General features: G+C 70.9%; 13 protein-coding genes. 3 read left to right on the forward strand and 10 right to left on the reverse strand.

Features of this window, described 5'->3' with window-relative positions:
* Positions 1-12: 12 nt before the first annotated feature.
* From ABD875_RS11300 to clpS, 8 genes are all read right to left on the reverse strand, one after another.
* Complete coding sequence (locus tag ABD875_RS11300) at positions 13-963, reverse strand: PLP-dependent cysteine synthase family protein (protein ID WP_345176228.1); 951 nt, start codon at positions 961-963, stop codon at positions 13-15.
* A 1-nt stretch (position 964) separates the two neighbouring features.
* Entirely contained in the window at positions 965-1243 is a 279-nt protein-coding gene (locus ABD875_RS11305) for a MoaD family protein (protein WP_345176232.1), read from the reverse strand.
* A gap of 12 nt (positions 1244-1255) precedes the next feature.
* A complete protein-coding gene (locus tag ABD875_RS11310) occupies positions 1256-1690 on the reverse strand; it encodes a M67 family metallopeptidase (protein WP_345176237.1) in 435 nt (144 codons plus the stop codon).
* Positions 1684-2934, reverse strand: a complete 1251-nt coding sequence (locus tag ABD875_RS11315; protein ID WP_345176241.1) for an MFS transporter — start codon at positions 2932-2934, stop codon at positions 1684-1686. Before ABD875_RS11315 ends, ABD875_RS11310 begins: the two co-directional genes overlap by 7 nt.
* Positions 2935-2981: 47 nt before the next feature.
* Positions 2982-3473 carry a MarR family winged helix-turn-helix transcriptional regulator gene (locus ABD875_RS11320; protein WP_345176245.1) on the reverse strand — a complete coding sequence of 164 codons (492 nt, stop codon included), beginning with the start codon at positions 3471-3473 and terminating at the stop codon, positions 2982-2984.
* Between the two features lie 65 nt (positions 3474-3538).
* The gene (locus ABD875_RS11325) at positions 3539-4006 is read right to left on the reverse strand and encodes an NUDIX hydrolase (RefSeq protein WP_345176250.1); all 468 of its coding nucleotides are present in this window, start codon (positions 4004-4006) and stop codon (positions 3539-3541) included.
* Between the two features lie 7 nt (positions 4007-4013).
* Entirely contained in the window at positions 4014-4598 is a 585-nt protein-coding gene (locus ABD875_RS11330; protein WP_345176253.1) for a DUF2017 domain-containing protein, read from the reverse strand.
* 8 nt (positions 4599-4606) lie between these two features.
* Positions 4607-4897 (reverse strand): ATP-dependent Clp protease adapter ClpS, encoded by a 291-nt coding sequence (gene clpS / locus ABD875_RS11335; RefSeq protein ID WP_345176257.1) that lies wholly within the window; start codon positions 4895-4897, stop codon positions 4607-4609.
* 27 nt (positions 4898-4924) lie between these two features.
* Between clpS and ABD875_RS11340 the strand changes: the two genes are divergently transcribed.
* Genes ABD875_RS11340 through ABD875_RS11350 form a run of 3 tightly spaced genes read left to right on the forward strand, consistent with a single transcriptional unit; the run spans position 4925 to position 7576 of the window.
* Positions 4925-6208, forward strand: a complete 1284-nt coding sequence (locus tag ABD875_RS11340; RefSeq protein WP_345176260.1) for a nicotinate phosphoribosyltransferase — start codon at positions 4925-4927, stop codon at positions 6206-6208.
* Between the two features lie 17 nt (positions 6209-6225).
* Positions 6226-6801, forward strand: a complete 576-nt coding sequence (locus tag ABD875_RS11345; RefSeq protein WP_345176262.1) for an isochorismatase family protein — start codon at positions 6226-6228, stop codon at positions 6799-6801.
* Entirely contained in the window at positions 6794-7576 is a 783-nt protein-coding gene (locus ABD875_RS11350; RefSeq protein ID WP_345176266.1) for an enoyl-CoA hydratase, read from the forward strand. The genes ABD875_RS11345 and ABD875_RS11350 overlap by 8 nt, the downstream gene beginning before the upstream one ends.
* Before the next feature lie 102 nt (positions 7577-7678).
* On the opposite strand, the gene ABD875_RS11355 is transcribed toward ABD875_RS11350, so the two are convergent.
* A complete protein-coding gene (locus ABD875_RS11355) occupies positions 7679-8683 on the reverse strand; it encodes a type IV toxin-antitoxin system AbiEi family antitoxin domain-containing protein (protein ID WP_345176271.1) in 1005 nt (334 codons plus the stop codon).
* 112 nt (positions 8684-8795) lie between these two features.
* Positions 8796-10685, reverse strand: coding sequence for a bifunctional metallophosphatase/5'-nucleotidase (locus tag ABD875_RS11360; protein WP_345176275.1), 1890 nt, complete (start codon positions 10683-10685; stop codon positions 8796-8798).
* Positions 10686-10762: the final 77 nt, after the last annotated feature.

The following is a 10762-nucleotide window of genomic DNA, read 5'->3' on the forward strand; positions in this document are numbered from 1 at the left end:
GGGCCCCCGGGATCAGGCCCAGAGCTGGCCCTCGAGGCGGTCCTCCGCCTCGTCAACGGTGCCCTCGTAGGCGCCGGTGGAGAGGTACTTCCAGCCGCCGTCGCAGACCACGAACGCAATGTCGGCCGACTCCCCCGCCTTGACCGCCTTGGCGGCCTGCCCGATCGCGGCGTGCAGGATCGCGCCGGTGGAGATGCCGGCGAAGATGCCCTCGACCTCCAGCAGCTCGCGGACGCGGCGTACGGCGTCGCGCGGGCCGACCGAGAAGCGGCTGTCGATCAGGTCGGCGTCGTACAGCTCGGGGACGAAGCCCTCGTCGAGGTTGCGCAGGCCGTAGACGAGCTCGCCGTAGCGCGGCTCGGCGGCGACGATCCGCACGTCGGGCTTGGCGGTGCGGAAGAACCGGCTGACGCCCATCAGCGTGCCGGTGGTGCCGAGACCGGCGACGAAGTGCGTGATCGACGGCAGGTCGGCCAGCAGCTCCGGGCCGGTGCCCTGCTCGTGCGCGAGCGCGTTGGCGGCGTTGCCGTACTGGTAGAGCATCACCCAGTCAGGGTGCTCGGCGGCCACCTGCTTGGCGACCCGGACCGCCTCGTTGGAGCCGCCGGCGGCGGGCGAGGAGATGATCTCGGCTCCCCACATCCGCAGCAGCTGGCGACGCTCCTCGGAGGTGTTCTCCGGCATCACGCAGACGATCCGGTAGCCCTTGAGCTTCGCGGCCATCGCCAGCGAGATGCCGGTGTTGCCGGACGTCGGCTCGAGGATCGTGCAGCCGGGACGCAGCGTGCCGTCCTTCTCCGCCTCCTCGATCATCTTGAGGGCCGGGCGGTCCTTGATCGAGCCGGTCGGGTTGCGGTCCTCGAGCTTCGCCCAGAGGCGCACGTCGGCGGACGGCGACAGCCTCGGCAGCCCGATCAGCGGCGTGTTGCCGACCGAGGCGAGGAGGTTGTCGTACCGGGTCATCTCAGCGAGCGCCGCCGGCGACCGCCGGGAGGACGACGACCTGGTCGCCGTCGCTGAGCTCGGCCTCGAGGCCACCGATGAAGCGGACGTCCTCGTCGTTGACGTAGACGTTCACGAACCGGCGCAGGTCGCCGTTCTCGATCAGGCGATCCTTGATCCCGGGGTGGTTGGCCTCCAGGTCGTCGATCAGCGCGCTCAGGCTGGCGCCGTCACCGCTGACGGCCTTCTCGCCGCCGGTGTAGGTGCGCAGGATGGTCGGGATCCGGACCTCGATGGCCATGGGTACTACTCCTCAGTTGCTGGGCAGCTCGTCGACGACCGTGACCTCTTCCTCGGTCACCTCGCCGTCGATGATTCTGTAAGACCTGAACTCCACGGGACCGTCGTTATTCCCGTGCTCACGCGTGCTCACCAGCACATAGTGTGCCCCCGGCTCGCTCGCCAACCCGATGTCGGTCCGGCTCGGGTAGGCCTCGGTCGCGGTGTGCGAGTGGTAGACGATCACCGGCTCCTCGTCGTTCGCGTCCATCTCCTTGTAGAGCTGCAGGAGGTCGGTGGAGTCGAACTCGTAGAAGGTCGGCGAACCCGCGGCGTTGACCATCTCGACGAGCCGCTCGGGGCGGTCGCTGCCCTCCGGGCCGGCGACGACGCCGCAGGCCTCGTCGGGGTGGTCGCGCTTGGCGTGCGCGACGATGGCGTCGTACGTCGCCTGGTCGATGGTCAGCACCGTTCCAGCGTAGGGGCAGCAGCCGGGCCGGCCGGCACCTGCCCGGACCCCGGACCGGTCCGCAGCCGGGTGGCGGCGAGCGTGGTACCGCCGGCGAGGACCACGGCGGCGACCAGCAGGCCGGCACCCAGGCCGGAGCCGTCGGCGACGATGCTCACCACCGCCAACCCGACCACGCCACCCACCTGCTGGGTGGTGGTGACGAACCCGGACGCCACGCCGCTGTGCTCGAGCGGCGCGTCCCCCATGGCGATCGAGGTGACCTGGGGCATGGCCAGGCCGAAGCCGGTGCCCATCACCGCGAACGCGGGCGCGACGTCCAGCCAGAACGTTCCCTCGGCCGGCGTCCGGGACAGGAGCAGCAGGCCGCCGACGAACAGGACGAGCCCGGACACGAGCACCCGCTCCGCGCCGAACCGCTCGGCCAGCCGACCGCTGAGCACGAGCGACGAGAGGGCGATGGCCACGGTGACCGGGAGGTAGGAGAGCCCCGTGGCCATCGGGCCGAGACCCATCACGTCCTGCAGGTAGAGCGCGCTGAGGAACTGGAAGCTGAACCCGGCGACGGTCATCGTGAACAGCACCGCATTGGCGACCACGAACCGCCGGGCGCGGAACAGCGCCCTCGGCACCAGACCGGTGCGGAGCGCACCGGTCCCCCGCGCCGGATCGAGGTGGCGCAGCGCGACCGGGACGACGAGGAGCCCGATCGGGACGTTGACCAGGAACACCCAACGCCACGACACGAGCTCGACCAGCACCCCGCCCGCGATCACCCCGAGCGAGGCGCCGGCCGCGCCCACGAAGGCCAGCAGCCCGAAGGCGCGGGTGCGCCCGCGCTCGTCGTCGGCGTACAGCGCGGCGATCATCCCTAGCACCACTGCGGATGCGAGCGCCCCGCCGACCCCCTGCAGGAACCGGGCGGCCACCAGGAGCTCGGCGCCGGGCGCGAGGCCGCACAGTGCGGACGCGGCGGTGAACACCACCAGGCCGGCGAGGAAGACGCGGCGAGCGCCGAGCAGGTCGGCGAGGCGTCCCGCCGGGAGCAGCAGGAGGGCGAAGGCGACGAAGAAGGCGTTCACGACCCAGGCGAGGCCGGCGTCGGAGAACCCGAGGTCCGCACGGATCGTCGGGAGCGCCACGTTCACGATCGTGCCGTCGAGGATCACCATCAGCTGGGTGGCCGTCAGGGCGGCGAGCGCCCAGGTGCGCGAACGGGGGCGGGTACGGGTGAGAGAGGACATGACGAGACCGTATCAAATGGTCTCGTACAAAACTATCTCTTTTTGTCTTATCCTGTTGCGGACGGAACCCTGCGTCGCCGCTGCGGTGCCGTGTGCGACGGCTTCGCCAGCGGGCCACCCGTCAGCAGCTCCAGCGCCTCGACAAGGGCGGTCCGGCGCGCGCCGCTCAGCGGCGCCAGCACCCCGTCGATCACCTCGGTGGCCACGCCGAACCCGCGATGCAGCACGCGCCGACCTTCCGGGGTCACCGCGACGACGCGCGCGCGGCGGTCGGTGGAGGAGACCCGTCGCTCGGCGAGCCCTGCCTTCTCGAGCGCGTCGAGCGTCACCACCATCGTCGTCTTGTCCAGGCCGGCGAGCTCGGCGATCTCCGTCTGCGAGCGCTCGGCCTCGTCCGCCTTCCACAGCACGCAGTACTCCCTGACCGTGAGGCCGACCGCGTCGAGCGCGGCGCCCAGCTGGGCAGCAAGCGCGTACGACGCCTGGTTGAGGAGGTAGGAGAGGTCGACGGGCGGCGGGGTGGCGGAGGATCGAGCCATGCGTCGACTGTAGCGAGACCATCCCGTTGCGGACGATCTGCCAGAAGACCTTGTCCGGCGACGCCTCAGCTGCGGAACCGCGCCGCGGTCTCCCCTGCGAGGACGTCGTCGATCCGCTCGCGCAGCCAGTCGGCCATCGGCGGCAGCGCGTCGGCCGGCCACCAACGCACGTCGACGTTCTCGTCGTCGGCGACGTGGGCGTCGCCGCTCACCCACGTGCAGGCGAACGTGAGGTCGAGGTAGACGCCGAGGTCGCCGTTGCCGTGCACGACCTGCGGGCTCGCGCTGACCGACGCGAGCCGGTCCACGGTCACCACGACGCCGGTCTCCTCCAGCGCCTCACGCGCGGCCCCGACACCCGGCTCCTCGCCCGGGTCGAGGATGCCGGTGACCGGCGCCCACTCGCCGTTGTCGGCGCGCTTCGTGAGCAGGACCTCGTCGCCGCGGACGATCACCGCGGTCACCGCCGGCAACCACAGCTCGTGGGTGCCGACCATCTCGCGCAGGGCGGCGACGAACGGTGGGATGGGCATCGGCAGCTCAGTCCGACAGCGCCTGGACGAGGGTCTCCTGCAGGTAGCCGACCCACTCGTAGATGTCGTGCGCCTGCGCGGTCGGGTCGTCGTCGGGCAGCGAGTGCCAGTACTCCTCGTCACCCTCCTCGACACCGAGCCGGGTCGCGAGCGCCAGCCGCAGGTCGGTGAACGAGCGCATCCAGGTCTCGGCGCCGGGCTCGTCGAGCTCGACGTCGATCATCAACCCCTCCTCGGTGAGCTCGGGCGGCAGCCCGGCCTCCTCGAGACCGTCGATGATCGCGATGGCGGCGTTCGCCTTGCCGTCGCGCAGGCTCCCCTCGGTGAACCGGCGGAACTCGGCCGCCGCCTCCTCGTCGGCCGGGTACGCCGTCGGGAACAGCCGGGCGAGCACCGGGTCCTCCGGCTCCTGGGTCGGCCCGGTGAAGTCGAACATCGCCTCGAGCGGGTCGACGTCGTCGCGCGGGACCGCGGCCTCGTTGCGCAGCAGCTCCACGAGCTGGGAGGCCAGCGAGCGCAGCAGATCGGCCTCGAACCCGGTGAAGTTCGCGATGATGCGCTTGCTCCTGCGGTGCCTGTGGAACCCGCTCAAGTCCGTCCTCAGTCCTGCCGGTCCATGGTCGCCCAGAGGCCGTACTCGTGCATCGCCTGCACGTCGCGCTCCATCTCCTCGCGGGTGCCCGAGCTGACCACCGACTTGCCGTCCTCGTGCACCTCCATCATCAGCTTCTCCGCCTTCTTCTTCGAGTAGCCGAAGTACTTCTGGAAGACGTAGGTGACGTACGACATCAGGTTGACCGGGTCGTTCCACACGATCGTCACCCAGGGCTTGGCCGTCTGGGTGATCTCGTCGGGAGTGAGGTCGGGCTCGATCTCGACGGGGGCGGACACGCACTCAATGTTGGCACACTGACCTCCGTGGCCCCGTCAACAGCCCTGTTCACCGATCACTACGAGCTGACCATGCTCCAGGCCGCGCTGCGGTCGGGGGCCGCCCACCGCCGGTCGGTGTTCGAGCTGTTCCCGCGGCGGCTCCCGGAGGGCCGCCGGTACGGCGTCGTCGCCGGTGTCGGGCGGGCACTCGACGCCATGGAGGCGTTCCGCTTCGACGACGAGACGCTGGCCGCACTCGGCGGCGTCGTCGACGGGCCGACGCTCGACTGGCTGGCGTCGTACCGCTTCTCCGGCGACGTCTGGGGATACGCCGAGGGCGAGGCGTACTTCCCCTACTCACCGCTGATGATCGTCGAGTCGTCCTTCGCCGAGGCGGTGCTGCTCGAGACGCTGCTGCTGTCGATCTACAACCACGACTCGGCCGTCGCCTCCGCGGCGTCGCGGATGACGCTCGCCGCCGGCGACCGGCCGTGCATCGAGATGGGCTCGCGGCGCACGCACGAGGACGCGGCGGTCGCGGCCGCGCGGGCGGCGTACGTCGCGGGCTTCACGGCGAGCTCGAACCTCGCGGCGCGGCAGCGCTACGGCGTGCCCACCACCGGCACCAGCGCGCACAGCTTCACCCTGCTGCACGACACGGAGGCCGACGCGTTCCGCGCGCAGGTCGCGTCGCTGGGGACCGGGACGACGCTGCTCGTCGACACCTACGACGTGGCCGAGGCCGTGCGGCAGGCGGTCGAGGTGGCCGGTCCCGGCCTCGGCGCGGTGCGGCTCGACTCGGGCGACCTGGCGGTGCTGGCCACCGAGGTGCGCGCGCAGCTGGACGCCCTCGGCGCGACGAGCACGCGGATCATCGTCACCAGCGACCTCGACGAGTACGCGATCGCGGCTCTCGCAGCGGCCCCGGTCGACGGGTACGGCGTCGGCACCGAGCTGGTGACCGGCAGCGGCCACCCGACGTGCGGCTTCGTCTACAAGCTGGTCGCGCGAGCGTCGGACGCCGGGGAGATGGTCTCGGTCGCCAAGCGCAGCGTCGACAAGGCGTCGATCGGCGGACGGAAGTACGCCCTGCGACGGCTCACGTCGAACGGCGTGGCCGAGGCCGAGGTGATCGGGATCGGCCAGCGGCCCGACGACGACGGCGACGACCGGGAGCTGCTCGTGCCGCTCGTCCGCGACGGCGAGGTCGTCGGCCGGGAGTCCCTGGAGGCGGCGCGGGCGCGGCACCTCGCGTCCCGCGCCGAGCTGCCGGTGGCGGTGCAGCAGATGTCGCGCGGCGAGCCGGCGATCCCGACCGTCCACGAGTGACCGGTAGCCTGCGAGGAATGAAGCGGGCGCTGATCGTGACCGACGTCCAGAACGACTTCTGCGAGGGCGGGTCGCTGCCGGTCGCGGGCGGGGCCCGGGTGGCCGCCGACATCGGCGCCGTCCTCCACCACTGGTCGTCCGGCGAGCCGGACGCCCCGGCGTACGAGCACGTCGTCGCCACCAAGGACCACCACATCGACCCCGGCGGGCACTGGTCGAAGGACCCGGACTTCAAGGAGTCGTGGCCGGTCCACTGCCGCGTCGGCACCGACGGCGAGGCGTTCCACCCCAACCTCGACCCGCAGCCGTTCGACGCGATCTTCCTCAAGGGCGAGCACGAGCCGGCGTACTCCGGATTCCAGGGCCGCGCGCACGGCGACGTGCTGCTCGCGGACTGGCTGCGCGCGCACGACGTCGGCGCGGTGGACATCTGCGGGATCGCAACCGACTACTGCGTGCGGGCGACCGCGCTGGAGGCGCTCGCGGCCGGCTTCTCGACGCGGGTGCTGATCGACCTGTGCGCGGGCGTCGCGCCGGAGACGTCCGAGGCCGCGATCGCCGAGCTGCTCCAGGCCGGGGTGACCGTTGTCTGAGCAGTCGGAGCACCTCGTCGTCGAGCTCGCAGACGGCGTGCTGCGGCTGACGTTCAACCGCCCCGAGGTCCTCAACGCCGTGTCCGGCGACATGATGTCGTCGCTGGCGGCCGAGCTCGAGGGCGTCGGCGGGCGCGAGGACGTGCGGGTCGTGGTGATCACCGGCACCGGCGCCGGGTTCAGCGCCGGCGCGGACATGGAGACGCTGGAGCTCGCGCCGCAGTTCCCGGTCGAGATCATGGACGGCGCGAACCGCGTGATCCGCGCGGTCGTCGGCTGCCCCGTGCCGGTGCTCGCCGCCGTCAACGGCGTGGCCGCCGGCGTCGCCTGCTCGGCCGCGCTCGCCTCCGACATCATCGTCGCCGCGGAGTCCGCGTCGTTCCTGCTGCCGTTCGCCAAGGTCGGACTGATGACCGACGGCGGGGCGTCGCTGACGGTGGCCGCCTCCATCGGCCGCGCCCGTGCGATGCGGATGGCGCTGCTCGCCGAGCCGCTGTCGGCGCGCGAGGCGCTCGAGTGCGGCCTGGTCACGCACGTGGCCCCCGACGACGCCTTCGACGAGCTGGTCTCGAAGCTCGCGCGCCGGCTCGCCTCGGGACCGGCCCTCGCCCAGACCGGCATCAAGAAGGCGATCAACGCCGCCACCCTCGGCGACCTCGAGTCCGCCCTCGACCGCGAGCACTCCGGCCAGCGCGCCCTCTTCACCACCGCCGACTTCCGCGAGGGTGTGGCGGCGTTCCTCGGCGGCCGGCGGCCGGAGTTCCGCGGCGACTGAGCGCGGGGCTGTCTTCCGCTTGTAACGCGGGGTTAGGACCTCTGGTCACCCTGAAATTTCGGGGTCACCAGAGGCTCTAACCCCGCGTTACAAGCGTCCGCCTCAGCGGCGACGGCGCCGGACGACGTACGGCGCGAGGTCGTCGATCGAGGTGCCGAACCGGGCGTCGGTGTCGGCGATCTCGCGCTGCAGGCGCCGCTTCGTTGCCTCCCAGGTGTCCGGCTGCAAGTCCGCCCAGACGAGACGGGACATGCCGAGCTTGAAGCCGCAGAGCCAGTCCTGGCGCTTCTTCTCCCGCCAGACGACCGCGCCGGGCGACTGGTCGGCGTACCCGCCGTCCTCGTGGCGCTGGTACTTGTGCCAGCCGTCGAACTCGATCAGGTGGCGACCGACTCGGAAGTCGACCCAAGCGGTCCTCCCGCGGTCACGCAGACCGAACTGGGGATGCACCACTCCCATCCCGAGCTCCTCGAGCATCAGCTTCGTCAGGTCCTCCCCCGGGTTCTCGCAGCGGGCATCAGCGAGCTCGATGGACGACCGCACCTTCGTGACGAACGGCCAGTTGCGCATCGCGACCACCGCGGACCGCAGCGTCGGCTTGGTGATCCCCATGCGCAGCGCCGACCCAGCGGCGACGATGCCGTGCCGGGTGCCGTGCTCGCGCGCTATGTCCGCGACCGTGCGCGGGATGTCGAGGAGCGGCTGGCCGTCGACGAACACGATCTGCTCGTCGGCGAACGGCGCCTTGTGGTGCTTGACGCCATGCCGCGTCCGACCGCCGAGCGCGCCGAACCTGGTGACGTGCACGAGCCGCGGAGTTGCCTCCAGGATCGCCAGGCCGTGCAGGTACGCCGCCGAGTCGTGGCTGACGAGACCTGGAGTCTGCATCGTCATGGTGGCCGCCCAGACCTCGAGCCGCGGTCGACCGACGTACGGGTCGAGCTCGGCCCATCGTGTCGCGGTCGTGTACACGCCATGGCGTACCGCCACCCACTCGCCGCGCCTGAGTAGGCCGGCCACGTCCTTGACCGTCGCACCGGCCGCCAACGCCTGGCGGCGCCGGATCAGGCCGTGCTGCTCGGCGAAGTAGTGGGCGAACTTCGGCATGCCGCGACCATTCCCGGCCGCCGAGTCCCGACTCTCACGAGTTCCTCGCCTGTGGACAGCGCAGCTGTAACGCGGGGTTAGACCCACTGGTGACCCGCAAATTTCAGGGTCCCTAGAGGTCATAACCCCGCGTTACATGCGGCGGAGCGGCCTCAGCTGGTGACGGTGATCGGCGTGCCGCCGGAGACCAGGCGCCAGTCGACGGAGGCGAACGCGGCGGGGTCGATGGTGCCGTTCTCGGTGACCCAGTCGATGAGCAGCTGGCGGATCTCGTTCTGGCGGTTGTAGACGACGGGGCGGTGGAGACGGCCGGGAAGCCGCCGCCGCCGGACTGGCGGTAGTTGTTGACCGCCAGCACGAACTGGTCGGCGTCCTTCACGGGCACGCCGCCGTACGCCAGCCCGACGATCCGGGCGCCCGCCGGCTGCGAGAGGTCGATGTCGTAGGTCAGCGGCGCGTCGAGGCCGGCGACGGAGTCGAAGTTGTAGTCAGGTGTGCCGTTCGGGGCGGTCGGGGTGACGGCGTTGGTGACCTGGGCCATCGTGAACGGGCCGGTGCCCGAGACCTGCTTGAAGTAGCGGGCGGAGTGCTCGAGGTAGGCCTTCACGTCGGCGCCGGAGACCTGCACGCCGAGCAGCGTGTTGTCGTAGATGTAGAGCCCGGCGACGTCGCGCACGGTCACCTCGCCGGCCGGGAACGACGCGGACCGGTTGAACGGCGCCGCGATCGACAGCACCGGCAAGGACGCGGCCTCACCCGTGAGGCCGGCCTTCACCGCATCGGCCTGCACGTAGTTCACGAAGTCGATGATCGGCACGTCCTCGACGACCGCCCGCGCGGCCGACATCGCTGCGGCGGACGTGCCGATGACGGAGTTGACGTACTCGATCACGGTGTCGTGCTGGGCCTGCACGGCCGCGACCACGGCCGGGTCGGCGTCGACGGTGTTGGAGTTCAGCACCTGCGAGCCGGCCGCGACCAGCGTCCACTTCTGCTTGCCGCGCTTGGTGTAGGTCTCCTGCACGATCAGGTCCATCAGCGCGACGCGCATGCCCCAGTACGCCGGCTCGCAGAGCAGCACCTGCTGCCCGGTCTTCGTGTTCCGCACGAACTGCTGGGCGATCTCCTTGTGCGCATGGCCGACGAGGATCGCGTCGACGTGCGGCACCTGCTCGGCGACCAGGGACGCGGCGTTCTCCGGGTACGGCAGCGCGTCGCCGTACGACGAGGACGTGTCCGCGCCCGAGTGCGCCGAGATCACCACGAGGTCGCAGCCGCGCTTCTTCATCTCGGGCACGAACTTCTTCGCCTGCTCGACGAGCCCGGGGAACTCCATCTTCCCCTCGACGTTCGCCTTGTCCCAGATCGCGATGCCCGGGTTCGTCAGGCCCAGCACGCCGACGCGGAGCGTGCGACCGCGGCCGACGCGGAAGGTCTTGATCACGTACGGCCGGAACGCCGGGCGCTTGGTGGCCGGGTCGACGGCGTTCGCACCGAGCAGCGGAAAGTCCAGCTGCTCCTCGAACGTGCGCAGCGTGTCGAGGCCGTAGTTGAACTCGTGGTTGCCGAGCGCGGCGGCGTCGTACCCGACCAGGTTCATCGCGCTCGCCATCGGGTGCTTCGCGCCCTCGGTGATCGGGTCGATCTTGGCGTAGTAGTACGCCAGCGGCGTGCCCTGGATGGTGTCGCCCGCGTCGAGCGTGAGGACCGGCTCACCGCGCCGCTCCTTGCGCATCGCCTTGATCAGCGTGGTCGCCTTCGCCAGCCCGATGTCGTCGTGCGCGCTGTTGTCGAACTCCGCGTTCTTGAAGTAGTCCCAGTTGTAGACGTTCCCGTGCAGGTCGGTCGTGCCGAGGACGGTGAGGCGCACCCGGTTGCCGGGCTTGCGAGGGTTGTACTCCCCGCCGTACGACGGAGCGGTGAAGCCGGCGGCCGCGAGCGCGGCACCTCCGGTGACTCCACCAGCAAGGACAGCACGGCGCGACGGCATGGCAGAAAACACGACAGTTCCTCCCGCGGCCTCAAGGGGTCAGTGCAATCGCCTTCTGACTGGAGGTGGTTGGGATGCGTCCTCGGACT

The organism is Nocardioides caricicola, from assembly GCF_039541135.1.
GTDB classification, from domain to species: domain Bacteria; phylum Actinomycetota; class Actinomycetes; order Propionibacteriales; family Nocardioidaceae; genus Nocardioides; species Nocardioides caricicola.

What these genes read in the sequence shown, in the direction of transcription:
- ABD875_RS11300 (WP_345176228.1), bottom strand. Translation starts at nt 963, where the DNA reads ATGACCCGGTACGACAACCTCCTCGCCTCGGTCGGCAACACGCCGCTG.
- ABD875_RS11305 (WP_345176232.1), bottom strand. Translation starts at nt 1,243, where the DNA reads ATGGCCATCGAGGTCCGGATCCCGACCATCCTGCGCACCTACACCGGC.
- ABD875_RS11315 (WP_345176241.1), bottom strand. Translation starts at nt 2,934, where the DNA reads ATGTCCTCTCTCACCCGTACCCGCCCCCGTTCGCGCACCTGGGCGCTC.
- ABD875_RS11320 (WP_345176245.1), bottom strand. Translation starts at nt 3,473, where the DNA reads ATGGCTCGATCCTCCGCCACCCCGCCGCCCGTCGACCTCTCCTACCTC.
- ABD875_RS11325 (WP_345176250.1), bottom strand. Translation starts at nt 4,006, where the DNA reads ATGCCCATCCCACCGTTCGTCGCCGCCCTGCGCGAGATGGTCGGCACC.
- ABD875_RS11345 (WP_345176262.1), top strand. Translation starts at nt 6,226, where the DNA reads ATGAAGCGGGCGCTGATCGTGACCGACGTCCAGAACGACTTCTGCGAG.
- ABD875_RS11355 (WP_345176271.1), bottom strand. Translation starts at nt 8,683, where the DNA reads ATGCCGAAGTTCGCCCACTACTTCGCCGAGCAGCACGGCCTGATCCGG.